The following is a 22,328-nucleotide window of genomic DNA, read 5'->3' on the forward strand; positions in this document are numbered from 1 at the left end:
GCATGTCATGCCCTCGGCGAGGGAATCGCTGGGGGCATGACAGATGACGCGAGAGTGAGCGGACCGCAGGGCCTCACGGACGAGGAACGGCTGGCCCAGCTCGGCTACACCCAGGTCCTCGCCCGCCGGATGTCGGCGTTCTCGAACTACGCCGTCTCCTTCACGATCATCTCGGTGCTGTCGGGCTGTCTGACGCTGTACCTCTTCGGCATGACCACCGGTGGCCCCGCGGTGATCACCTGGGGCTGGGTCGCGGTCGGCTTGATGACGCTGTTCGTGGGCCTGTCGATGGCCGAGATCTGCTCGGCGTACCCGACCTCGGCGGGCCTGTACTTCTGGGCCCACCGCCTCGCACCGCCGCGCTCGGCGGCGGCCTGGGCGTGGTTCACGGGCTGGTTCAACGTGCTGGGCCAGGTCGCGGTGACCGCGGGCGTCGACTTCGGCGCGGCCTCCTTCCTCGGCGCGTACCTGGACCTCCAGTTCGACTTCAACGTGACCCCGGGCCGCACGGTCCTGCTCTTCGCCGCGATCCTCGTCCTGCACGGCCTGCTGAACACCTTCGGCGTGCGGATCGTCGCCTTCCTGAACGACGTGAGCGTGTGGTGGCACGTGCTCGGCGTCGCCGTGATCGTCGGCGCGCTCGCCCTCGTCCCGGACCACCACCAGTCGGCGTCGTTCGTGTTCACGAAGTTCGTCAACGAGACGGGCTGGGGCAGCGGCCCGTACGTCGTCCTGCTGGGCCTGCTGATGGCCCAGTACACCTTCACCGGCTACGACGCCTCCGCGCACATGACGGAGGAGACCCACGACGCGGCGACGGCCGGCCCGAAGGGCATCGTCCGCTCGATCTGGACGTCCTGGATCGCCGGCTTCGTCCTCCTGCTGGGCTTCACGTTCGCGATCCAGTCGTACGACAAGGAGCTGGCGTCCCCCACGGGCGCGCCTCCCGCCCAGATCCTCCTGGACGCGCTGGGCGCGACGACGGGCAAGCTGCTGCTCCTGGTCGTCATCGGGGCCCAGCTCTTCTGCGGGATGGCCTCGGTGACCGCCAACAGCCGCATGATCTACGCCTTCTCGCGTGACGGCGCGCTGCCCTTCTCGCGCGTCTGGCACACGGTCAGCCCGCGCACCCGCACCCCCGTGGCGGCGGTCTGGCTGGCCGCGCTCGGCGCCCTCGTCCTCGGCCTGCCCTACCTGATCAACTCGACGGCGTACGCGGCGGTGACGTCGATCGCGGTGATCGGCCTGTACATCGCGTACGTCATCCCGACCTTCCTCCGCGTTCGCAAGGGTGCCGCCTTCGCCCGCGGGCCGTGGCACCTGGGCCGCTGGTCGGGGCCGATCGGAGTCGTCTCGGTGGGGTGGGTGCTGACGATCACGATCCTCTTCATGCTCCCGCAGGTCTCCCCGGTCACCTGGAAGACGTTCAACTACGCCCCCGTCGCCGTCCTCGCCGTCCTGGGCTTCGCGGCGGCCTGGTGGCTCGCCTCGGCCCGCCACTGGTTTCTCACCGAGGACCGGGCCGCCGCTCCCAACCTGGTCGAAAAGTGACACACTTCCCCGTGACGCGGCCGGTCCGGCAATACCCGATCGGAGACACGGCCGCGTCCGGCTATGCTCGGACAGGCAACATCGCCTGGGCCCTTAGCTCAATTGGCAGAGCAGTGGACTTTTAATCCATTGGTTGTGGGTTCGAGTCCCACAGGGCCTACGGCTGGTAGGCGGGGGATATGGCCCCTGACCTGCTATGCAGCGTCCGAGCCGGCGTCAGCTGGCTCGGACGCTGCTTCGTTTCCGGGCTCCTGCGTGAGCGATGCGTGAGCGGGAAGCGCGGCCACCTGCGGCGGTTTTGTGTGAGACCGCCCTCAGCGGATACCCGGCGGGCGTGAGGTACGGCAGTGTGCCCCACGAGTGGGCCGTCTGCCCCGGATGTCTCCATGAGCCTCGGCAGGCGGTGCGCTCCTTACGGGCCTTACGGGTGAGCCCGTCCGGTGCTGCGGGTCGAGTCGGCCGGCGGCGTACGGTGGAGATACCGAGGGCATCACGCACTCCGGCCGTCCTGCCGGGTCGTCCTCGGCGAGAGACGAACCCCGGGCCGTCCGAGCGGCGGTGCGGAGACGGTGTTGGTGGGGTGCGTCTTCGGGTTTCCGGTGAGTCCCGTCAGCCGGTCCGAGCAGGGGTTGCAGGAGAGCGTCCAACGGCTCACCGGCTGTGCCCGGTTCCTGCTCCTCACCCAGGTCGTGGCGCACCAGCACCCACAGCGCCGCGACATCGGCCGCCGTCTGCAACAGCGTCTGCTGGCCGATGAGCGCACCGAGCTCGGAGTGGCCTCGCTGATTCCGGCCGACCGGGCCGGACAAGCCGCCTACGACTCGTGGGGCTGGCGGAACCACGGGGAGATGGTCGGGCTGCCCGGTCGGGGTGCTCCTTGCGTGTTGACCCTGTTCCGGGGAAGCGGGCCGTCGCTTCCAGCGCCTCAGGCCGCCCGTCCAGGCCGGGCGTAGCCTTGAAGACACCGAGAGCATGTCGGGCGCATGATCAGGACAGCGCCGTTCCCGGCGAGTGGCGAACGAGGGCAGCTCCAGGCCGCCCGGACGGGATCGCACGATGGACTCCCCCACACCGCCCGCAGGAGACCGGCCGCCGAGTGACGCGCACACGTACAGGATGCCGCTGGCACGGCTGAGGCTCACGCCGGAGGCCAGCCACGGCCCGCTGGACGGAGCGTGGTGGCCGCGTTGCGACGCCCTGGAACTGGAGCTGCCCGCGCTCGTGGGCTCGCTCGACCCCGGCCGTGGCACGGTCACCCGCGTCACGGTGGGCGCTGCGGCCTGGCCTGACGCGCCACTGACCGTGTCGGCGCCGGACCACGTGATCGAGGTCGTCCTGAGCGACGCCGCCGCCGAGGAGCATGCCATCACCCTGGACTGCGGCACCCTGGGGCGCTGGGAGCTGCTGGTCGTCCCGCCCGACGAGCCGGCCGGAACCGCCGAACGCCTGCTGACCGCCGCCGCCGATCCGTGGAATCCGCTGTCGGCTCAGCGCACCTTGGCACATGTCGAGGACGGCTTCGGCCGGGAGGGCGCAGGGGAACAGCACGGCCCATGATGGAGTGATGGGACGGGTAGTCCTTTCGCCGGTCGACCCCGCCGCCGGTGTCCGTGTGGATCACGGTGGGTGAGCTGATGACGGCCGAACCGGGCACGGACCGCTCCGAGAGCTTCGGGGAAGCGCTTCTGGGGGCGGTTCTCGACCGGGCGCACGAGCTCCCGCCCCACCTCATCGGACCGCTGGTCGCCGACGTGGTGGAGCGGCTCGGCGGCCGCCGTCCGCAGGTGCTGCTCCAGGACTACGGCCAGTTGCTGCTCGTACCTCTGCGCGGTGAGGGCCTCACGGGCGGGGATCCGCAGGACATCGACGCTTCCATCGCGGGCCGGTGCTTTCTCGATGCCCAGCCCGTCGAGATGCCCGAGGACGACGGCGTACGGGTCCACCTGCCGCTGCTGGACGGCGGCGACCAGGTGGGCGTCATGGCCGTGACGCTGGACCGGGTCGATGACGACGACCGGCGGCTGCTGGCCAGGCTCTCCGGCCTGGTTGCCGACCTGCTGGTGACCAAGCACGGCTACTCCGACCTGTTCTTCTCCACCCGCCGCGGTGAGCCGATGAGCGTCGCCGCCGAGATCCAGTGGTCCCTGCTGCCGCCTCTGGCCATGGTCATGCCGCGGGTCGCCGTGGCCGGGATCCTGGAGCCCGCCTACGACGTGGCGGGGGACAGCTTCGACTACGCGCTCAACGGTGACATCCTCCACGTGGCCATGATCGACGCGATGGGGCACGGCCTGGGAGCGGCCACCATGGCCACCGTGGCCATCGGCGCCTACCGTCACGCCCGCCGCCTCGGTACCGGCCTGTCGGAGATCTACGCCGCCATGGACGCAGCCGTGGCACACCAGTTCGGCCCGGACCATTTCGTCACCGCCCAGATGATGCGGCTGGACACGACCACGGGGCGGGTGCACCTGGTCAATGCGGGACACCCGCCACCGATACTCGTGCGCGATCACCGCGTCGCGCGTCGGCTGGTTGCCCCCACGACCCTCCCGGTCGGCATGGGCGGGCCGGCGCCGGAGGTCACCGAGCTGGGCTTGGAGCGCGGAGACCGCGTCCTCTGCTTCACCGACGGGCTGATCGAGGAACACGCGGTTGGTGAAGAGCAGTTTGGGGAGGACCAGCTGATCGACTGGGTGAACCGGCTGGAGAGGACCGGTCGCGGGGTCCGGGCGGTGGCGCGCTCCCTGTCGCACACCCTCAAGCGGGCGCGGGGCGGACACACGACGGACGACGCGACGCTGCTCCTCGTGGAGTGGCGCGGCTGACCGCACCACCGGCCACGACAGGGGTCAGCCGGACGGCCTCTGCCCGCTTCCCGTGTCGATGAGGATCTGCTCCGCCTCACTGACGTTGCCGGCCAGGACGGCCTGTGCCATCGCCGCGCGGGCGGCCTCGGGCGGCGTGTCCGGTGGGACCACCAGCAGCGAGAAGAGGTCCCGGTCGCCCCGGGTGATCAGGACCGTGTCGTCACCCACCGGGAAGGAGTCCACGTGTACCACGTGGTCGCCGACGACGATCCGGGTCGGGAGCCCGTCCCAGGCCGTGGCATCCAGCCCGACGCGGGTCAGGGGGCCCAGGTGCTCGGTGAGGGCGCTCAGCAGCGCGGGCAGCTCGGCACCGATGTCGCGCGACCGTGGCCACCACGCCCCGTCGAGGACGCCTTCGCGCGATGCCGTCGTCTCCAGCCGGAGCAGTGCACTCCCCGGCCGCACGGCATGGTGCACACCGCTCGGCAGGTGCCTGGAACCAGGGGATGTGTCGGAGCCGGTCATGGAGGACCACCTGTCCGGGATCCGGTGCGAACACGGGATCCGCCTCGCTTCTGACCACGCTACTCCCCATCACCGCGAGCATCGGCGTCGCCGGGAATCGCCGGGACGCCCGCATACAGCGAGGGGAAGCCGCATGAGGGGCTGCGCGGCGGGGCACCCGGGCGGCGGAGGCTGTGAGCGAGGCCGCAAGGCCGACTGCCTGTCGGCATCAGCAGCCTCGGATACCAGCCTGAGAGCGCCAGCCATGACGACACTCCGTGAACGCAAGACCTACCGCAAGGCCGTCCTCCGGCAACTCTACGGAGCCATGGAACGCAACCGACCTGAGGTCAGCGGGGCGGCACTGCGCGAGGTGCTCCGGCTGCCCGACGACGACCTGTCCGCAGCCTGCGCCTACCTGGCCGACGAGGGCCTGATCACCGTCGAGTGGACGTCGCACAAGACGCCCGCCACCGTCTCACTGTCCCATGAGGGCATCCGTTACATGGAGGAGGAAGAGGAGTGGGGTGATCCCAGGCCGAGTGAGTGACACGGCTCCACGCCCGGTCGCTGCCTTTCGGGCCGGGACTTCAATCCCCGTGTGATGCCTGGGCGGATGTGCCGGTGGCCTGCGGATCGAACGCTGCCGGGGCGGACGGTTCGGCGGCTGCCGGACGAGACCGCGGGATCAGCTTCGCTGCCTTCTCAGCGATTTCGCGGTCGAGCTCCGGGAGCAGGCTCGTGTACGTGTCCGAGGTCAGCGTGATGGTGGAGTGCCGGAGGGTCTCCTTCACCGTGTGGATGTCGCCGCCGCCTCCGTGCGTGAGCGTCGCGGCCACGTGGCGCAGGTCCCGCAGGGTGATGGGGGGCAGGTCGGTCGTGGCGAGGATACGGCGGAAGGTCTCCGACACCGTCTCGGGGTGGAGCCAGGAGCCGTCCTCCTTCGTGAAGACCTTGCCCGTGTCCTGCCAGGCGCCGCCCCAGTCCGCACGCTCCTTGTCCTGGCGGGCCTTGTGGTCGCGCAGCACGGCGATGTTCATGCTGTCGAGCGCGATCGTGTTCGCGCTGCCGTCTGTCTTCGGCTCGGACTCGTAGGGGTCCCAGCCGTCGACCACGATCTCCTTGGCCGGAGTGATGAGGCCGGCGCCGAGGTCGATCTCGTGCCAGTCCTGGCCGACCGCCTCGCCGCGACGGAGGCCGCGGGTGCCCATCAGGTGGAAGATCGCGTACAGCCGGTCACCCTCGGCGGCGTCCAGGAAGGCGCCGAACTGCTGCGGGGTCCAGACCATGACCGCGCCGGGGATCTCGCCCGTCTCGCGCCAGCGTCGGACCCGCTCCTCGGTCCAGAGGAGGGGCTTGGGGCGCCTGCCGGACTCCAGCTCGACGTGGGAGGCCGCGTTGAAGGTGATGAGCTGCTGGGCGATCGCGGAATTCAGCGCCGCGCGCAGGGTGCGGCGGATCGCCTGCCGGGTGGCCGGGCCGGTGATCTTTCGGAACGGCTTCATCTCCGCCAGCTTGGCCCGCTCGGCCGCGAGCAGCTTTCGCTCGGCCCCTACGGGTCGCCCGGGTTTGCTCGGCTTGCAGCGGGCGATCTGCTCGCGGCGGGCCTCGTTCTCGGCCGCGATCACCTCGTTCTCGTCGGCGATCGCGTCGAACATCTCCACCAGGTGGCCGACGTTGAGCCGGTCGAGGCGCACGTGGCCGATGCGCGGCTTCAGGTGGACGCGGATGTGGGAGGCGTAACCGTTCAGCGTGGTCTTGCGGCGCTTCTTCGCGGCGAACCACTGGTCGAGCCACTCGCCGACGGTGAGGCTGCCACGGAGGGCCAGGCCCGCACGCAGACGGCGTTGGGTCTCCTCGATGGCCGGCAGTGGGGCCTTCTCGGCCGCGACCTCCGCCAGCATGGCGGCGAGGCGCTGGAGGCTGTCGGGGTCGTCCTTGTCCGCGAGGGCCAGCAGGGAGCGGACGTGGTCGAGTTCCGACTGGGCGTCCTTGAGGGACTCGTAGCCGGCGCGGCTGAAGGAGCGACGGGTGCCGTCCTCGCGGGGCGGCAGCTCCTGGCGTATGGAGTAGTAACCGTGCTTGCGGCTCCTGCGCTTCGGGCAGGAGAAGCCGAGTTCCTTACCGGTCTTCGGGTCGCGGCAGGAGCAGCGGCGGTAGGTGGAGCCCTTCAAAGGCGTTCCTCCGGGGTGGCCTCGGTATCGGGTTCTGGCTGGTCGACATCGCCCAGCGCGGGTGGCAGGTCAGGTGGGGTGGCCCCCTCCTGGCGGAGGTCGCGACGGAGGTAACGGAGCCTGTACTTCGCCGAGATGGCCTGGTCGGCGTAATTGGCCCGCTGGCGCTCGGCCTCTTCCCGCTCGGCGCGGCTGGTGGCCGTCTTGGCCGCGAACCGAGCCCGTCCTTCCTCTTCGAGCGCGGCCAGAGCGGTGCGGACGAGGCCGGCGTGAAGCTCGAAGTCCGGGACCAGGCCCGCGTCGTAGCCGGGCACCTCCTCCTCACCGGTGAAGCGGCGCAGGGCGTCCCAGGTGGGCACGAGGTGCTGGAACGGCAGTTCCTGGGTCTGCTCGACGTAGCCGACCGGGAAGATCAGGCAGACCGGGTACGTCTCCAGGGCGGCGGCCAGGGCCATCACGTCCACGAGGGGAAGGTTGGCCCGGCGGCCGGACTCCATGTTGGCGATCACGTTGCGCGGGATGGGATGTCCGAGCTGTTCGCACCGGTCCGCCAGGTCCTGTGCGCTCCACCCCATCTCCTTCCTTCTGCGCCGGACTTCGCCGGCGACGTTGGCCTTGATCCGGTCCGCCCACTCGGGGACGTCGTCCTCGTCACTTCCATCATCGAAGCCGCGTTGTGTCATAAAGACACATTAGCTTGGCCATCCTGGTTGGTAGACGCCTGGAGCCGGACGTGATGACTGCGTTCGCCGAGGGCTGCATGGAAAGGGGTGCACTGCATGCGCGATGACGCGATGGCCGGAGACTCGAAGGGCTCGAAGGGGATGAGTCGGGAGGAGGTACTCGCCCTCCCGGTGGCGGTTGACCTGGACACGAGCAATCGAGCGCTGGGGCTCGGCCGGAGCAAGGGCTATGAGCTGGCGAAGCGAGGCGCCTACCCGTGCAAGGTGCTGCGCCTGGGCAACGCCTACCGGGTGGTGACCGCGGACTTGTGGGAGCTGCTGGGTCTGGCGGCGTGAAGGGGCGGAAGTGTAGTAGGCAGTTCTGCGTTGAGCTGACACAGAATCGCTGGACTGTTGCAGGGGGTGGACGTACTGTCCGTGTTCCCTCGGAGGACCGAGCGAGTGTCCCGACTCGGGACACAGCGCGTGTTCAGTGTCTGAACGCAGCGAACCTCCGGCGCGGCAACGCCGGAGGCTCTCGAATCCCCGTCGCCCGTCTCCAACGAACGATCCGCGCCGCTGGGCCTGCATGCCCGGCGGCGCAGAAGAGGAGTCACCTGGTGCAACCCGAGAACCCCGCGTCCTATTCCACCCCCGTATCCCCTGCCACCGCATGGCCGTCGGTCGCGGTGCCGGGCAAGCCCGACCAGGGCGAACCTGAGCCGACTGCGCCGGTCGATGCGGTCGAGACTCCGGCACCGGATCCGGAGCCGACCGTCGGCTCGGTGCTGCTGGACGAACTGCGTGCGCAGATAGCGAAGTTCGTGATCCTGCCCTCGCCGGAGGCGCTGGACGCGGTGACGCTGTGGGTGGCGGCGACGCACTTGCAGCCGGCCTGGCAGCACGCGCCGCGGCTGGCGGTGGTGGGGCCGGCGAAGCGGTGTGGCAAGTCGCGGCTGCTGGACGTGCTGACCGAGACGGTCCACGAACCGATGCTCACCATCAACACCACACCGGCTGCGGTCTTCCGGTCGATCACCGAGGAGCCGCCCACGCTCCTGGTGGACGAGGCGGACACCATCTTCGGCACGCCGAAGATGGCAGAGAAGAACGAGGAGATGCGCGGCGTGCTCAACGCCGGCCACCAACGCAACCGCTACGTCACGCGGGTGGTCGGCAACGACCACACCCCGCACCGGTTCGCCACCTTCGCCATGGCGGCGCTGGCGGGGATCGGTGACCTGCCCGACACGATCATGGATCGGGCTGTGGTGATCCGTATGCGCCGCCGGGCGGAGGGCGAGCGCGTCAAGCCCTTCCGCTCCCGACGCGACATCCCCGCTCTGCACGACCTGCGCGACCGGATCGCTGCATGGGCAAGGCCGCTGCTGGATGAGGCAGCGGACCTGGAGCCGGACATGCCGGTGGAGGACCGGGCCGCCGACACCTGGGAGCCGTTGGTCATCATCGCGGACCTGGCCGCCGGATCCTGGCCCCGTCGCGCCCGAGAAGCGTGCGCACGGATGGTCGCCGCAGAGGTCGAGGCAGAGGAGGACCGGCCCGGGGGAGCCCGAATCCTCGCCGACATCCGCAGGGTGTTCGTAGCCCAGCGCGAGCCCGACAGCCTTACCACGGACGAACTACTCCACCAGCTCCGGCAGGATGCCGAGAGCCCCTGGGCGGAGTGGGGACGCAATGGGCTGAACGCCAAGGACCTGGCAGCGATGCTCCGGGAGTTCGATATCAGGCCCGGCAACGTTCGCCTCCCCGATGGAACCCAGCGCAAGGGCTACATGCGCAACAAGTTCCTCGACCCCTGGCGGCGCTACTGCCCCACTGCCCACCCAGTGGACACCAAGCCTGCCACCCCCAGCGCAGACTGACCCCCGCATCCCCCGGTGGGCGTCCCTGCCGTACCTGCCGTGATCCCGCAGGTCAAAAGGCTGCAGGCAAGACGGCAACCGGCGACAAGACGGCAACACGATCATGGTGAACCGCTGCCGCCGGGAGGACGCAGCCCGGATCCGTCTTGCGCCGTCCCACGCGTCCTCGCCGTATCACCGCAGGTCACAGCCTCGCCGAGCGGGACGGCACAACGTGGCAGTGCCGTCCCGCCCGGCCGGGGACACGACGAGACGCCGCCGGCAGGCCGCCCGCCGTCAGGTCGCGCCGCACACGCGGAAGAGCCCAACGGCCGCCGGTACGGCACATCCACGCCCCTGCCGTACCGGCCCTGACCTGCGCTTGCAACGGCCAAGACGGCAAGACGGATCACACCGCCAAACCCCAGGAGCCCCCGCTTGACCCTTCCCACCCTCACAACGACACCCACTCGTCGGGGGCACCGCCCCGACGGAGGACGGCTGTCGATGACCAAGAAGGACATCGAGCGGTACACGCTCGGTGCGGCCGGAGTCGTCATCGTCGCCCTCACCATCAGCGGATTCTGGCTGTCGTACGCACACCTCGCCGAGGTCGCTGGTCAGCACGGGCTGCGCAGCTCCACCACCCGACGCTGGGCCTGGCCGGCGACCCTGGACGCCTTCATCGTCGCGGGCGAACTGCTCATGCTCCGCGCGGGCCTGCGCAGGGTGACCGACAGGTGGGCGATCGCCCTGACGGCCACCGGATCGGTCGGCTCCATCGCGCTCAACGTTGCCGGAGTCAACGGAACCGGCAGCGCAGGCACCGTTCCGCTGCTCGACTACGTGGTCGCCGCGGTCCCCCCGACCGCAGCCCTGCTGGCCTTCGGTGTCCTGATGCGGCAGATCCACCAGCTCGTCGACCAGCCTGCGGGCCATCCGGAACCCGCACCGGCTCCGGTGCCAGAACCACCGGCCACCGCCCCCGCCACGCTCGCCGAGCCACCGGCCGAGCCCGCCCAGCCGACCGTGCCACCGACCGCCGTTGCCGAGAACAGGCCGCGCGGTGGCCGTCCGCCCAGCGCCACGCTCGAGGAACTCGTGGAGATCGGCCGGATGGCCCTCGCCGAGCACGGCACGCTCACCCGGTCACTGCTCCGGAATGCCGTCAAGGCCAAGGGCCTGACGATCAGCAGCGAGCGGCAGACCGACGTGATGACCACCCTCCGGTCCGAAATCGAAGCCGCCGCCGAGACCGGTCCGGACAGCGGCTGACCGGAATCTCACGGGGTGACCGGAACCCCTTCCGGTCACCCCGGCCAGTCGGCCACCGGTCTCACTCGCCACCCGCTTATCCACATCTGTGGACGAGGCGGCGACTGCCTCCCTCTGCCGCCCCCTCCTGCGGAATTGCCCGCCTTCCCCGCCCATCCCGGAGCACCGCCCGTGACGCACGATCCGCACCACCCCAAAGACACCCCCGACGAGCCGATACCGCTGACGAAGTCCCCTACGCTGATGAACCGTCTGCGGCGTGCGTTCGGACGGGGTGCCCCCGGCGGAGCCAGTAGTACCCCGAGTCCGACTCCAGGCCGGACTTCGGGGATCTCCGCCCCGGGGGTGGCGGAGACGGCCCAGCGCCAGGGGGCGCAGGACCAGGAGGCCGTGGCCGAGGGCGGCCCCGACCCGGACACACTCCATGCCGTCCAGCGCGAGATCCTCCGCCTCGTACGTCAAGACGCTGCCACCGCCGGCGAGCCCTCCGTGAAGAGTGTCCAGCCGACGATCCGCCGCTTCACCGGCGAAAAGCGTGATGCACGCGTCGGTCCCTTGCGTTTCCTCGATGCGGAGCGTGCCCGCCTCCAGGACGTAGCCGCCGAGCACGGCTACAAGGGCGACTCCGGGTTCGCCGCCGACGTGGTCATGGCCTTCATCACCGGACGGTTCACCGCCAACCTGCCCTTGTCCGAGGACCGCCGCCGCACCCACCACTTTCGCGCCCAGGTCCTGCGCCAGCTCGACCGGATCGGCGTCAACGTCAACCAGATCGCACGCGCCCTCAACAGCGACCACACCCCACCCAACCTCCGCCAGCACCTGACCGAACTCCAGCAACTGCTGGAGCTGATCGCCGAAGCCCTGCGCCAGCCCGCCGAGCCGGCCGAGCCGGAAAAAGAGGAACTGCCCGCGTGATTGCCGCCATCAAACCGGCCGGGTCCAGCACCCGCGGCCTGCTCGCCTACCTCTACGGGCCCGGCCGCCACGACGAACACCTCGACCCGCACATCGTGGCGGGGTTCGCCATGCTCGGCATGCCCGACCCCGGCCGCGATGAGAGTGCCACCCTCACCGAACTGGCCCGCTACCTCGACGAACCCGTGCGGCTGCGCAACAACGAGTTCGGAAAGAAGGTCACCGACCACGTCTGGCACTGCCCCGTCCGCGCCGCCCCCGAGGACCGCTACCTCTCCGACGCCGAGTGGGGTGACATCGCCCAGCGCATCATCGAGGCCGCCGGCATCGCCCAAGTCGGCGACGACCTGGCCTGCCGTTGGATCGCTGTACGCCACGCCGACGACCACATCCACATCCTCGCCACCACCGTCCGCGAGGACGGCCGCCGCCCCAAACTCCACGACAGCGGCCTGCGCGTCGGCGACACCTGCCGCGAGATCGAGAAGGACTACGGGCTCCGCCAGCTGAAGAAGGGTGACCGCACCGGCGCCCGCCGGCCTGCCCAGGGCGAGATGCACAAGGCCGAACGCCTCGGCTGGGAACAGACCAGCCCCGAGTGGCTCCAGGACCGCATCCGCGCCGCCATCCCCCACGTGACCAACGCCGAGGAACTCATCGCCTACCTTGAAGCTGGCGGCATCGAGGTCAAGGCCCGGCGCGGCCCGTCAGGAGACCTCCTCGGCTACGCCGCCGGCCGCCCCGGCGACGTCAACGAGGCCGGCGAGCAGATCTACCACCCCGGAAGCAAAATCTCCCCCGACCTCTCCCTGCCCAAGATCAAGGCCCGCCTCGAATCCGGCCGGCCCGAAGAACACCCCACCGCCCGCCGCAACCACCCCAGCACCCCCTGGCAGCAGGCCACCGACGCCCTCGACACCCTCCACACCGGCCTCGCCGACGACACTCACGCCCAGGCCCACATCGCAGCCCTCGGCGAGCTGCTCGAAGCCACCGCCCAGAAGGCCCCCGACAACCTGCGCGGCGAACTCCAGGCCGCCTCCAAGGCGTTCGCCCGAGCCCAGCGCTCCCAGATCCGCGCCGAAGACCGCGCCGCCCACGCCCTGCGCAGCGCGGCACGCGACATCGTCCACACCGCCACCGGCCCCGACGGCAGCGCGCTGGCCGCCCTGCTCGCGGCTCTCGTCTGGGCCACCATCGTCGCCCGGCGCTGGCACGAAGCGAAGAACCACGCCCACCAGGCCGACGCTGCCCGCCAGGCCGTCCAGCACCTCCAGATAGCCGCAGATCGCGCCGTCGCCCCGATGCTCACCGATCTCGCAGCCCGACCGCCCAGGGAGGAAGCCCGCCATGTTCTTGTGAACGACGTACGGGCAGCCATCCCCCACCACGCCGAACGAATCCTCGCCGACCCGGCCTGGCCCGCGCTCGCCACCGTCCTCGCCGACGCCGAAGCCCGTGGTCACCAACCCCACCAGCTCCTCAAGCAGGCCGCCGCCCAACGCGAGCTGACCTCCGCCCGTCAGCCCGCCCGCGTCCTGATCACCCGCATCCAGCACACCGGCCGAAACCCGGCTCCCAACCGCCGTGCCGAAGCCGCCCGTCGGCGCTCGACCATCGCAGCTTCGACGCCCACTCAGCAGAATGGGAGCCCCCAGCTCTCGGTGGTGGTGGTGACCCTCGCCGAACAGCAGCATCGAAAGCGCCGGTAGGCGGCGTGCGGTTTCGCCGTGCGACCCGCGCTTCTGCGACTGAGAGTTGGTGCGTTCAAGCCAACGTCACACCGAACCGACCCCGGGCCCTTGACGACCCTCGCCCCCTTCGGAAGCGTCGCACGCAAGAACGCGCAACCGACTTGATCTGGGAGGGCATCGTGGACCTACAGTTCATCGGGATCGACCCCAACACCGGGGGCGAGGGGTCGCCGACGGTGTGGGTGGAAGAGGAGACGGCTGACCTGGTCCTCCAGGGCGTCAAGGCCGAGGAAGCGCTGGAGGCACTGGTCAGCGGTACGGAGTGGGTCGCCGGTCACGCGGTGGGGATCCCCGCCCACGAGACGGTGATCCGCATTCCGGCCCGCATGGTGCCGATTCTGAGGGAGGCGTGCGATGTCGCAGAGCGGCGTGCCGAGCTTCGCTGAGCTGCTGGCCGGTACCCGCCGCAGCGCGGTGCACCTGGAGATGCGCGACGCGTACGGCGTCGGTGACGAGGCGCAGGAGTTCGAGGAGTTCAAGCGCACCGGCCACGTCGATCTCGATCCGACGGCGCGGTGGTGGCCTGGCTGGCTGGGCATGGTGCGGGAGGCTGTCGGCCGTGGCGTGGTGATGCGTCGAGCCAGGATCGTCTCCGAGCCCGTGACGGACTACATCCGCTGGGAACACGCCGCCACCCCGCTGAACGTCGAGGCGGGTGAACTGGTGCGCTGGCTGCCCCGCCGTCGGGCCGTGGACATCGCCCTGCCGGGAGCCGACTTCTGGCTGTTCGACGACCGCCTGGTGCAGTTCAACATCTTCACCGGGGACGGCGATTGGGCCGATCCACCCAAGGAATTCAGCGAGGACCCCGCCGTGGTCAAGCTGTGCTCCGACGCTTTCGAGGCCGTGTGGGAGCGTGCCGTCGACCACGAGAAGTACGCCGTCTGACCCCCGCTCCGGCCCATGCCCGCCTCTCCCTCGTCCAGCGCTCAGGCCGCCCGTGAAGCGCTCGCCGTGCGCCTGACGCACCTTCGCAAGGACGCCGGCCTCACCGGGAAGGAACTCTCCGCCCGGTGCGGCTGGCACCCCGCGAAAACCACCCGCATCCAAAAAGCCGAGGTACAGCCCACCGACGTGGACATCCGCGCCTGGTGCGCTGCCTGTGGCGCCGCTGACCAGGCCGACGACCTGATCGCCACGGCCCGCGCCGTCGACTCGATGTACGTGGAGTGGCGCAGGAGCCACCGGATGGGCATGCGCAAGACCCAGGAGCACTTCTACGGCCTCTACGCGCAGACCGGCGTCACACGCGCGTACGTCTCCAACGTCGTACCCGGCTTCTTCCAGACCCCCGCGTACGCCACAGCCCTGATGGAAGCCATCACCGACTTCCAGGGAACCCCCAACGACGTCTCGGAGGCCGTCGCGGCCCGCGTCGCCCGGAGCCGGTTCCTGTACGAGGGCGGACACCGGTTCATCGTGCTCATGGAGGAGTGCGTCCTGCGCTACCGCGTGGGCGACGCCGAGACGATGGCCGGACAGCTGAGGCATCTGCTGGCCGTGATGCCGCTCCCTTCCGTCTCCCTGGGCGTCATCCCCTTCACCGTGCAGAGGACCATGTGGCCGCTGGAGGCGTTCTACCTCCATGACGGCACACGCAGCGTCGTGGAAACCCTCACGGCCGAGGTCAACGTGGTGCAACCGCGCGAACTTGCCGACTATCGCAAGGCGTTCGGTGAGCTGACGAAGATGGCTGTCCACGGCAACGCCGCCCGCGCTCTGATCAACGCGGCGATCGACTCCCTCGGATGACATTGCGCAATTCCCCGCAATTTCGTTGAGGCAAAACTCCGGCTCTCCGTACGGTCGTTGACGTCGCCGGGCAGGCCAGGCTCCCCTCGGCGGCAGTGGAGGAGAGTCCCGCTCGCACCCCCTGTTGCGGGTGGGACGTCCAGCCCCGAGGAGACGACCCCGTGAGCGTCATGACCAGACCCACCACAGTCGGACCGGCCGGTTACACCGAAACCCTCCCCTGCGAGCCCGAGATGGCCCGCCGTGCCCGGCGGCTCGTCTCGGCCGCGCTGAACACCTGGGGCATAGGCGAGATGGCCGGTGCGGGCACACTGATCGTCTCCGAGCTGGTGGGCAACGCAGTCCGCCACACCCCGTGCCGTCTGATTCGGGTGTCCGTCCGACGCGTCACGAACGATCTCGTACGGATCGGCGTCACCGACAAATCCCACGCCCTGCCGAAAATGGGTCCGGCCGCCGGCGGCGATGAAACCGGGCGTGGCCTCGTACTGATCGACGCGCTGTCACACCGCTGGGGCTATGACCGAAAGCGCTGGGGCAAAACCGTCTGGGCGGAGCTGGCAGTCCCGCCATGCTGACCTTGCGACTGCTGCCAGAAGACGAGCTGGCGGGCGTCGCCGATCCGGAGCGATGCGTGGAGCTGGCTGTACCCCGGCGCACGCAGGGCAGGATCACCGTCCGCACCCTGCGCCTGACACCCGCCGACCTCGTGCGGCTGCGCACGGAAACCGATCTGGCGCTGGCAGATATCCGTACCGAAGTCATGCGCGCCGAGGCCGCGTGGCACGAACGACTCGCGCAGTGGCACGCCGACGGGCGAGCCGCCGTCGAGGCCACCCGGCCGGACACGGCGCTGCTCTCGCTCGTCCTGGAGGGCCTGCGGGCCTCCCTGTAGTACCCACAGACCCCGCCCGGTGTACCGAAGGACAGCCCCGGGCGGTACGGCGTCCTCTCGTCTCCCCCCAGGTGGGCGGGCGCCGCTCCAGACCGCTGACTGCAACCGGCACAGCGGATCTGCCCAAAACCTCTCGCTCTGACTGAGCGGGAGGAAGCCGAGAGAAACAGGAGTGCACGATGCCCGAGAACGTCGTCATGGAGCCCGCCGAGGACGGGCTGATCGTCTCCCGGAAGTCCATCGCCGCCGCCCGCTCCCGTGCGGAGCAGCCGTCCGACGGCGGCTCGACCGGCGTCTCCGACACCAACGACTGAGCGGAGCCGACAGAAGTGACCGCCTTCTCGAAGGTGGTCGAACGCCTCGGTGGGGACTTCCCCACCGGGGCCTTCGGCCGCACCTACCGCATCTGGCGCAGCGTCGCCGACTTCTCCTCCGTCCTGACATGGGGCGACCTCAACACCGTCATCGGCCGGGGCCGCCTTGAACCGCCTCGCCTCCGCCTTCACCGCGACGGGGAACTCATCCCGTGGCAGCGCTACGCCACCGCCGTCACCACCCGCAGGAACGTGGTGTGGCAGCGCATCCAGCCCTCGCGGCTGCACGGCCAGCTCCTCGACGGTGCCTCACTGGTCCTGGACGCCGTGGATGAACTCCACCAGCCCGCCGAATGCCTGGCACAGGCCCTCGAAGCGGTCTTCCGGGGCCGCGTTCAGATCAACGTGTACGCCTCCTGGACCGCGACGGAGGGCTTCGGAACCCACTGGGACGATCACGACGTCATCGTGGTCCAACTCGAAGGAGCCAAGCGGTGGCGCCTGTACGGGCCGACCCGGACCAACCCGCTCCACCGTGACACCGAAGCCCCACAGCCTCCGGCAGACGAGCCCATCGAGGAGATCATCCTGCGCGCCGGCGACATGCTCTACCTGCCCCGGGGCTGGTGGCACGCGGTGGCGGCCACCGAGGGCCGATCCCTGCACCTGACGTGCGGACTCCAGACCACGACCGGCGCAGATCCGCTGGGCTGGCTCTCGGACCGGCTGCGGACCTCGGAAACCGTACGCGCGCACCTGCCCGTCTTCGCCCCGCCGCAGGAACAGGCCGCCTACCTCGAACTCCTCCGCAAGGAAGTCACGGACGCCCTCCACGACGGTGCGATCGCAGACTTCCTCACCGCCAGGGACGGCATCGAACCGGGCCGCCCCATGCCGTCACTGCCCTTCCTCGACGCCGTACCGGCGCGCGACGACCTGCATGTCCGGCTCACCACAGCCCGAGCCCAGCTCACCGACAACCATCAGGACCAGGTCGTGCTCCTCGCCGGCGGCGAAGAGTGGACGTTCGCCCCGCCCGTACGCGCTGTGCTGTCCCCGCTCCTCGACGGCGCCTCGGCGCCGCTGGGGCACCTCGCGGAAACGAGCGGCCTCACGGTCGGACAAGTCGCCGGGCTCGTGACGGAACTGGTCCACGCAAACGTCGCGGTGGTGAGCGAGCCGTGAGCCCCGACCTCGCACTGGGAACGTACCGGTGCCGGGACATCCCGCAGGCGGCCGTCGCCGCGGTCGCCTGCGGGGCATCCTGGATCGACACCGCCCCCAACTACCACCACGGCCGTGCCCAGGCCGAGCTTCAGCCGGTGCTCGCCGGGAACCGGGACCTGCGTGTGTCGACGAAGGTCGGATTCTTCACCCCCGACATTGCGGCAGCCGCCAGCGACGCGGGCGTCGTCACACCGGCCGAAGCCGCTTCCGGCCACTGCCTCACACACCGCTACGTCGCCTGGCAGAGCCACCACAACCGCGCCGAGCTGGGCCGCGTGCCGGACATCGTCTTCGTCCACAACCCCGAACAAGCCGGCCGCCCTCACGACGCCATCACCAGCGCCTTCACCGCCCTCGAAGCCGAGGCCCGCGCCGGACGGATCGGAGGCTACGGCGTCGCCACCTGGACCGGCTTCGACGGCGCGTTCAGCGTCGCCGACCTCCTCAAAATCGCCACCCACTGCGGAGGCCGCGGCCATCATCTGTCCGCCATCCAGCTCCCCGTCTCACTGGTCATGCTCAAACCGGTCGCCCAGGCCCTGGAGGGCACCGGCCCCCTGGCTGAGGCAACCGCAGCCGGCCTGGACACGTTCATTTCCGCCCCCCTGCATGGCGGAGAACTCCCCACCATGGTCACGGACGAACTCGCCCAACTCATCGACCCAGGCACCACCCCGGCCGAGGCCGCCCTGCGTGTCACCGCGTACACCCCAGGGGTGAATCACGTCCTCCTGGGGTCCGGGAACGCGCAACACTGGGAGGCCGCCCAGCGCGTCCTTGCTTTACCTCCGCTCCCGGACAAGACCCTGCACGAGGTGATCGATGTTCTCGGCGCCTGACGACGCCACCGCCCAGCGCATGCGTAACGCCAGGATCTCTGCGTGCACCGCTCTCGCCTTGACCGACCTCGCCGAGGGACCCATCTGGGGCTACGCCGGCCGGACCCTCTCCGGCGCCGTGACCAGCGCGCAAGGCACCGGCTGGCTCCGCGTCGTCGCGGAGCACCCCGACAAGGCGCACGGGAAACTCTGGGACGGCCCGAAGACCGCCCAGGAACTGCTTCCTCCCGCGATCCCCCGCCCTGTCCTCCACGACGTCCACGACTGGCAGGCCGCCGGCTGGGCGTACCGAGCCGAGCTGTATCAGCACACGGACGCCACCGTCATCTCCCGCTCACCGGTCCTCGAACACGACCCGGCCCTCCCCAAGACATGGTGGACGAAGCTGCGGACCGCACTCGACTGCCTTGCCGAAGTCCCCACCGAACGCATCGCCGTACGCGAGGAGTACATCCGCCGGGCCATCCCCGAATACACAGGCTGCGATATCGGTCAGATCGAGTGGTCCACAGCCCATGGCGATTTCCACTGGTCAAACCTCGCCGGTCCCGACCTCACCATCCTGGACTGGGAAGGCTGGGGACAAGCCCCGGTCGGCTTCGACGCCGCCCAGTTCTACCTCTACTCCCTCCACACCCCGCCAAGGCCGCCCGTGTCCGCCAGACCCTCGGCCACATCCTCGACACCCCAGCCGCACGCGTGGCAGAACTGACCATCTGCGCCCGGGTTCTCCAGGCTGCCGACCGCACGCCGTTCTACAAGGAACTTGCGGGCCCGGTGAAGGAGTACGTGGACGCGACATACGAGAGGACGAGGTGAGAGCGGTCGAATCCATGACCCTCCTCGTTGCCGCAGTCATCGTCCACGACAAGGCCACCAACCGCGTCGTCCTCCTCCAACGCAGCCAGAACGCCAAGTTCGCACAGGGCATGTGGGACCTCCCCGTCGGCAAAAGCGAACCCGGCGAGCCCATCACAGAGACCGCCGTACGCGAGCTGTACGAGGAAACCGGCCTAACCGTGAAGCCGCACTCCCTGAAGGTCGCCCACATCATCCACGGTGCCTGGGGTGTCGAAGCCCCCAATGGCTTCCTCACCGTCGTCTTCGCCGCCCACGAATGGACGGGCGAGCCCGAGAACCGAGAACCGAGCAAGCACACCCAGGTCTGCTGGGTCAGCGCTGAGGCTATCCCGGAGGCGTTCGTAGAAACCACGGCGAGCGCCCTCCGCCGATATCTCACGGGTGGTCCGGAGATCTCCCTTGACGGCTGGCGGTAGCTGCCCTGATCGGTCGTAAATCAGGGCAGATGCTGGCGCAGGTCGGCTCTCGACTGTGGCCACGTGCAGGCCGAAGGCTCCGTCCATCGATGCGACGGACGGGGCTTTGGCTTCGAGGCACGGTTCCGGTAGCCGATCGAGAGGGGCTTCACCTGGTGGCCGTGGTCGCCGCTGCAGCAGCGCTCACATCGGTACTGAACGTACTGGTCAGCGGGCCCTTTTGCGTGAGCGATGCGTGAGCGGACGGTGCGGCACGAGCCGACATGGGACAGACTGGCGATCATTCCGGATGTGCCCTGACCAGGCGTTACCGGACGCCGAGGCAGCACCCGGAACCACCCGGCAAGCCTTGGCCAGGACTTTTAATCCATTGGTTGTGGGTTCGAGTCCCACAGGGCCTACGGCTGCAGGGGAGGGATCACCCCCTCTGACCTGCTACGCAGCGCCCGGGTCGGCTTCGGTCGGCTCGGGCGCTGTCGTGTTTTCGGGCTCGTGCGTGTGCGGGAGCTCTCGTGGCCTGCGGAACGTGCTTGGGCGCCGGTTCGGCGGATACCCGTAGGTATGGGGTCAGGCAGAGTACCCCACGAGTGGGCCGTCTGCCGTGGATGTCTTCATTGACTCGTTCGGCAGGCGGTCCGCCCGGCTCGGACGAAAGGGCGGTGGCAGCCGGATCGTCGGTGAGCGCGGATTCTGGGCTCGGCGCGCGGAGCGGGCCGGTACGTGGTGCCCTGGGGAAGGAGTGACACCAGCCTTCAGGTGACCCGTCGACGCGACCAGGAGGCACGCATGGCTCACCAAGAGCTGTCCCGGCGCCCCGCCATGATCGTCGCCGCAGGTGCCGTGGCCCTGGCCACCATCCTCGCTCTCGCCCTGGGTACGGCCTCCGGCCAGGCGCGCGGCACCGACTGGAACGCCGTGGGCCGCGCGATCGGCCGGCCCCTGACCACCGAGGCCCAGGACGTGCACACCGCCGAGTGGCTGCGCACCGACCTGCACGTGGTCAATGCCCAGGTGACCGAGAACCCGGCCATGGAACTGAACGCCGAGGCGTCCTTCCATCCCGCCGGCGGCGGCCGGGCGCTGATGATCGGGGAAGTCACCCTCACCGGCAGCGAGGTGGGTGCGGTCGCCGACCGCCTCCAGCGGGGCGGCGTGGAGGTCACCGCGCTGCACAAGCATCTCCAGGACGAGACCCCGCCGCTGTGGTGGATGCACTACTGGGCCCTGGGCGACCCCGTGGCCATCGCCCGCACCGTGCACTCCGCTCTCGCCACCACCCACATCCCGCTCGGCCAGAAAGCGGTCGGCGAGCGTCCCGTCGCGCTCGACACCGGCGCGCTCGACCGGATCATCGGCACGAAGGGCGACAACGAGAACGGCGTGCTCCAGTACCACGTCCCGGTCTCCCGGCCGGTCACCGACACCCGCGCCGGCATCACGCTGCCGTACCTGATGGAGACCTCGACGCTGCTGATGTTCCAGCCGCTCGGCGGTGGCCGGGCGGCGGTCAACGGCGACTTCACCATGACCGCCGACCAGGTCAACCCCGTGATCAAGGCCCTGCGCTCGCACGGCCTGACGGTCATCGAGCTGCACAACCACCTGCTCTACGAGCAGCCGCGCCTGTTCTACCTGCACTTCTGGAAGACGGGCGACGCCACCACGCTCGCCCGCGACCTGCGCGCGGGCCTGGACCAGCTCCACGCACCTCGCAGTGTCTAGGCCCGTCCATAGGCCCGCAGGAATGCCGCCACCCCGCCGCTGACCAGACGGTCCGTCTCCGCCGGGGGCAGGGGCAGGACGCCGTAGTGGGTGGACTGGACGATCGTGTGCGAGGTCAGGGCCATGAAGTGGGCGGCGGTCATGGCCGCATCGCCGTGCGGGTCGAGCAGGCCGGCGTCCGCGAGGTGGGCCATCGCCTCGGCGACCGCCCGGCCGACCGGCTCCGGGCCGGCCTCGTGCCAGGCCTTGAGGACGTCCGGCGGTACGTGGTCGGCCTCGGCGTGGATGTGCCGGACCAGGGCGAAGTGGTTCGGGTAGTCGGTCATCAGGCCCACGAACGCGCGGGCCAGCGCGACCAGGTCGCGTTCCAGGTCGTCGGCGTGCGGCGGCCGCTCCGGGTCCAGCACCGCGTGCAGCCGGGCCAGTTGGGCGTCGCGGACCTCGCTGGACGTCCAGGTCACCACGGTCTGGAAGAGCTGCGCCTTGCCGCCGGGGAAGTGGTTGTAGAGCGTGCGCGTGGAGACGCCGGCCTCGGCGGCGAGCGCGTCGACCGAGGCGCGTGCGTAGCCCTCGCGGCCGAAGACCGTGCAGGCCGCGCCCGCGATGGCGATCTGCTTCTCCAGCTTGCGTGGTGAGACCTCGCGCTGTGCCCGTTCCATCCGGGACGCGTTCGTTTCGCTCACACCCGCCTCCTTGCCTCCCGTGGTGCCAGCCACTCTAGCTGAATTACAACGGGCGTTGTCATTTCTACAACGGCCGTTGTACCTTGCTGGGCAGAAGGCCGCGCCGAGC

Annotated in this window: 24 protein-coding genes and 1 tRNA gene; 21 read left to right on the forward strand and 4 right to left on the reverse strand. The window is 69.9% G+C overall.

The features are described from left to right. The first annotated feature begins 36 nt into the window (after window positions 1-36). The 4 genes from O1G22_RS22070 (at window position 37) to O1G22_RS22085 (ending at window position 4,379) form a co-directional block, all read left to right on the forward strand. The gene (locus O1G22_RS22070) at window positions 37-1,551 is read left to right on the forward strand and encodes an amino acid permease (RefSeq protein ID WP_270082906.1); all 1,515 of its coding nucleotides are present in this window, start codon (window positions 37-39) and stop codon (window positions 1,549-1,551) included. 87 nt (window positions 1,552-1,638) lie between these two features. Continuing rightward, window positions 1,639-1,711 (forward strand) — tRNA-Lys (locus O1G22_RS22075). A 956-nt stretch (window positions 1,712-2,667) separates the two neighbouring features. Further along, the gene (locus tag O1G22_RS22080) at window positions 2,668-3,108 is read left to right on the forward strand and encodes a DUF5994 family protein (protein ID WP_270082907.1); all 441 of its coding nucleotides are present in this window, start codon (window positions 2,668-2,670) and stop codon (window positions 3,106-3,108) included. Window positions 3,109-3,185: 77 nt separating this feature from the next. Then, on the forward strand, window positions 3,186-4,379 hold the full coding sequence (locus O1G22_RS22085) for a PP2C family protein-serine/threonine phosphatase (protein ID WP_270086490.1): 1,194 nt from the start codon (window positions 3,186-3,188) through the stop codon (window positions 4,377-4,379). 24 nt (window positions 4,380-4,403) lie between these two features. On the opposite strand, the gene O1G22_RS22090 is transcribed toward O1G22_RS22085, so the two are convergent. Further along, a complete protein-coding gene (locus O1G22_RS22090) occupies window positions 4,404-4,886 on the reverse strand; it encodes a DUF5994 family protein (RefSeq protein ID WP_225099823.1) in 483 nt (160 codons plus the stop codon). Between the two features lie 244 nt (window positions 4,887-5,130). On the opposite strand from O1G22_RS22090, the gene O1G22_RS22095 reads away from it, so the two are divergent. Continuing rightward, complete coding sequence (locus O1G22_RS22095) at window positions 5,131-5,415, forward strand: hypothetical protein (RefSeq protein WP_225099822.1); 285 nt, start codon at window positions 5,131-5,133, stop codon at window positions 5,413-5,415. Window positions 5,416-5,455: 40 nt separating this feature from the next. On the opposite strand, the gene O1G22_RS22100 is transcribed toward O1G22_RS22095, so the two are convergent. Both O1G22_RS22100 and O1G22_RS22105 read right to left on the reverse strand, forming a co-directional pair. Beyond that, window positions 5,456-7,039, reverse strand: a complete 1,584-nt coding sequence (locus tag O1G22_RS22100) for a site-specific integrase (protein ID WP_270082908.1) — start codon at window positions 7,037-7,039, stop codon at window positions 5,456-5,458. Continuing rightward, complete coding sequence (locus tag O1G22_RS22105) at window positions 7,036-7,722, reverse strand: helix-turn-helix domain-containing protein (RefSeq protein WP_270082909.1); 687 nt, start codon at window positions 7,720-7,722, stop codon at window positions 7,036-7,038. Before O1G22_RS22105 ends, O1G22_RS22100 begins: the two co-directional genes overlap by 4 nt. Window positions 7,723-7,818: 96 nt before the next feature. Here O1G22_RS22105 and O1G22_RS22110 point away from each other — a divergent pair, with 96 nt between their 5' ends. The 16 genes from O1G22_RS22110 (at window position 7,819) to O1G22_RS22185 (ending at window position 21,536) form a co-directional block, all read left to right on the forward strand. Beyond that, a complete protein-coding gene (locus O1G22_RS22110; protein ID WP_225099819.1) occupies window positions 7,819-8,058 on the forward strand; it encodes a hypothetical protein in 240 nt (79 codons plus the stop codon). A 263-nt stretch (window positions 8,059-8,321) separates the two neighbouring features. Continuing rightward, complete coding sequence (locus O1G22_RS22115; RefSeq protein WP_270082910.1) at window positions 8,322-9,584, forward strand: DUF3631 domain-containing protein; 1,263 nt, start codon at window positions 8,322-8,324, stop codon at window positions 9,582-9,584. 486 nt (window positions 9,585-10,070) lie between these two features. Beyond that, window positions 10,071-10,838: a DUF2637 domain-containing protein gene (locus tag O1G22_RS22120; protein WP_270082911.1), complete on the forward strand. Its 768-nt coding sequence runs from the start codon at window positions 10,071-10,073 to the stop codon at window positions 10,836-10,838. 345 nt (window positions 10,839-11,183) lie between these two features. After that, window positions 11,184-11,756 (forward strand): plasmid mobilization relaxosome protein MobC, encoded by a 573-nt coding sequence (gene mobC / locus O1G22_RS22125; RefSeq protein WP_270082912.1) that lies wholly within the window; start codon window positions 11,184-11,186, stop codon window positions 11,754-11,756. Then, window positions 11,753-13,468: a relaxase/mobilization nuclease domain-containing protein gene (locus tag O1G22_RS22130; protein ID WP_270082913.1), complete on the forward strand. Its 1,716-nt coding sequence runs from the start codon at window positions 11,753-11,755 to the stop codon at window positions 13,466-13,468. The genes mobC and O1G22_RS22130 overlap by 4 nt, the downstream gene beginning before the upstream one ends. A 161-nt stretch (window positions 13,469-13,629) precedes the next feature. Next, window positions 13,630-13,896 carry a hypothetical protein gene (locus O1G22_RS22135; RefSeq protein WP_225099815.1) on the forward strand — a complete coding sequence of 89 codons (267 nt, stop codon included), beginning with the start codon at window positions 13,630-13,632 and terminating at the stop codon, window positions 13,894-13,896. Then, the gene (locus O1G22_RS22140; protein ID WP_225099814.1) at window positions 13,865-14,398 is read left to right on the forward strand and encodes a DUF6879 family protein; all 534 of its coding nucleotides are present in this window, start codon (window positions 13,865-13,867) and stop codon (window positions 14,396-14,398) included. Before O1G22_RS22135 ends, O1G22_RS22140 begins: the two co-directional genes overlap by 32 nt. A gap of 15 nt (window positions 14,399-14,413) precedes the next feature. Further along, entirely contained in the window at window positions 14,414-15,262 is an 849-nt protein-coding gene (locus tag O1G22_RS22145; protein WP_225099813.1) for a helix-turn-helix domain-containing protein, read from the forward strand. A 170-nt stretch (window positions 15,263-15,432) separates the two neighbouring features. Continuing rightward, window positions 15,433-15,840: an ATP-binding protein gene (locus O1G22_RS22150; RefSeq protein ID WP_270086491.1), complete on the forward strand. Its 408-nt coding sequence runs from the start codon at window positions 15,433-15,435 to the stop codon at window positions 15,838-15,840. Then, on the forward strand, window positions 15,834-16,157 hold the full coding sequence (locus O1G22_RS22155) for a hypothetical protein (protein ID WP_225099812.1): 324 nt from the start codon (window positions 15,834-15,836) through the stop codon (window positions 16,155-16,157). The genes O1G22_RS22150 and O1G22_RS22155 overlap by 7 nt, the downstream gene beginning before the upstream one ends. 179 nt (window positions 16,158-16,336) lie before the next feature. Beyond that, window positions 16,337-16,471 (forward strand): hypothetical protein, encoded by a 135-nt coding sequence (locus O1G22_RS22160; RefSeq protein WP_263636687.1) that lies wholly within the window; start codon window positions 16,337-16,339, stop codon window positions 16,469-16,471. Window positions 16,472-16,486: 15 nt separating this feature from the next. After that, window positions 16,487-17,656 carry a cupin domain-containing protein gene (locus O1G22_RS22165; protein ID WP_270082914.1) on the forward strand — a complete coding sequence of 390 codons (1,170 nt, stop codon included), beginning with the start codon at window positions 16,487-16,489 and terminating at the stop codon, window positions 17,654-17,656. Continuing rightward, the gene (locus O1G22_RS22170; protein WP_225099810.1) at window positions 17,653-18,537 is read left to right on the forward strand and encodes an aldo/keto reductase; all 885 of its coding nucleotides are present in this window, start codon (window positions 17,653-17,655) and stop codon (window positions 18,535-18,537) included. The genes O1G22_RS22165 and O1G22_RS22170 overlap by 4 nt, the downstream gene beginning before the upstream one ends. After that, window positions 18,521-19,249, forward strand: a complete 729-nt coding sequence (locus O1G22_RS22175) for a hypothetical protein (protein ID WP_270082915.1) — start codon at window positions 18,521-18,523, stop codon at window positions 19,247-19,249. Before O1G22_RS22170 ends, O1G22_RS22175 begins: the two co-directional genes overlap by 17 nt. 121 nt (window positions 19,250-19,370) lie before the next feature. Continuing rightward, window positions 19,371-19,814: an NUDIX domain-containing protein gene (locus O1G22_RS22180; protein ID WP_158922444.1), complete on the forward strand. Its 444-nt coding sequence runs from the start codon at window positions 19,371-19,373 to the stop codon at window positions 19,812-19,814. A gap of 786 nt (window positions 19,815-20,600) precedes the next feature. Continuing rightward, the gene (locus O1G22_RS22185; protein ID WP_270082916.1) at window positions 20,601-21,536 is read left to right on the forward strand and encodes a DUF1259 domain-containing protein; all 936 of its coding nucleotides are present in this window, start codon (window positions 20,601-20,603) and stop codon (window positions 21,534-21,536) included. On the opposite strand, the gene O1G22_RS22190 is transcribed toward O1G22_RS22185, so the two are convergent. Next, window positions 21,533-22,219, reverse strand: coding sequence for a TetR/AcrR family transcriptional regulator (locus O1G22_RS22190; protein ID WP_270082917.1), 687 nt, complete (start codon window positions 22,217-22,219; stop codon window positions 21,533-21,535). The two genes, O1G22_RS22185 and O1G22_RS22190, sit on opposite strands and share 4 nt — an antisense overlap. Window positions 22,220-22,328 lie beyond the last annotated feature (109 nt).

This window comes from Streptomyces camelliae (assembly GCF_027625935.1).
Taxonomy (GTDB): domain Bacteria; phylum Actinomycetota; class Actinomycetes; order Streptomycetales; family Streptomycetaceae; genus Streptomyces; species Streptomyces camelliae.

What these genes read in the sequence shown, in the direction of transcription:
- O1G22_RS22070 (WP_270082906.1), top strand. Translation starts at nt 37, where the DNA reads ATGACAGATGACGCGAGAGTGAGCGGACCGCAGGGCCTCACGGACGAG.
- O1G22_RS22080 (WP_270082907.1), top strand. Translation starts at nt 2,668, where the DNA reads ATGCCGCTGGCACGGCTGAGGCTCACGCCGGAGGCCAGCCACGGCCCG.
- O1G22_RS22085 (WP_270086490.1), top strand. Translation starts at nt 3,186, where the DNA reads ATGACGGCCGAACCGGGCACGGACCGCTCCGAGAGCTTCGGGGAAGCG.
- O1G22_RS22090 (WP_225099823.1), bottom strand. Translation starts at nt 4,886, where the DNA reads ATGACCGGCTCCGACACATCCCCTGGTTCCAGGCACCTGCCGAGCGGT.
- O1G22_RS22095 (WP_225099822.1), top strand. Translation starts at nt 5,131, where the DNA reads ATGACGACACTCCGTGAACGCAAGACCTACCGCAAGGCCGTCCTCCGG.
- O1G22_RS22105 (WP_270082909.1), bottom strand. Translation starts at nt 7,722, where the DNA reads ATGACACAACGCGGCTTCGATGATGGAAGTGACGAGGACGACGTCCCC.
- O1G22_RS22110 (WP_225099819.1), top strand. Translation starts at nt 7,819, where the DNA reads ATGCGCGATGACGCGATGGCCGGAGACTCGAAGGGCTCGAAGGGGATG.
- O1G22_RS22120 (WP_270082911.1), top strand. Translation starts at nt 10,071, where the DNA reads ATGACCAAGAAGGACATCGAGCGGTACACGCTCGGTGCGGCCGGAGTC.
- O1G22_RS22140 (WP_225099814.1), top strand. Translation starts at nt 13,865, where the DNA reads ATGTCGCAGAGCGGCGTGCCGAGCTTCGCTGAGCTGCTGGCCGGTACC.
- O1G22_RS22145 (WP_225099813.1), top strand. Translation starts at nt 14,414, where the DNA reads ATGCCCGCCTCTCCCTCGTCCAGCGCTCAGGCCGCCCGTGAAGCGCTC.
- O1G22_RS22150 (WP_270086491.1), top strand. Translation starts at nt 15,433, where the DNA reads ATGACCAGACCCACCACAGTCGGACCGGCCGGTTACACCGAAACCCTC.
- O1G22_RS22155 (WP_225099812.1), top strand. Translation starts at nt 15,834, where the DNA reads ATGCTGACCTTGCGACTGCTGCCAGAAGACGAGCTGGCGGGCGTCGCC.
- O1G22_RS22160 (WP_263636687.1), top strand. Translation starts at nt 16,337, where the DNA reads ATGCCCGAGAACGTCGTCATGGAGCCCGCCGAGGACGGGCTGATCGTC.
- O1G22_RS22175 (WP_270082915.1), top strand. Translation starts at nt 18,521, where the DNA reads ATGTTCTCGGCGCCTGACGACGCCACCGCCCAGCGCATGCGTAACGCC.
- O1G22_RS22180 (WP_158922444.1), top strand. Translation starts at nt 19,371, where the DNA reads ATGACCCTCCTCGTTGCCGCAGTCATCGTCCACGACAAGGCCACCAAC.
- O1G22_RS22185 (WP_270082916.1), top strand. Translation starts at nt 20,601, where the DNA reads ATGGCTCACCAAGAGCTGTCCCGGCGCCCCGCCATGATCGTCGCCGCA.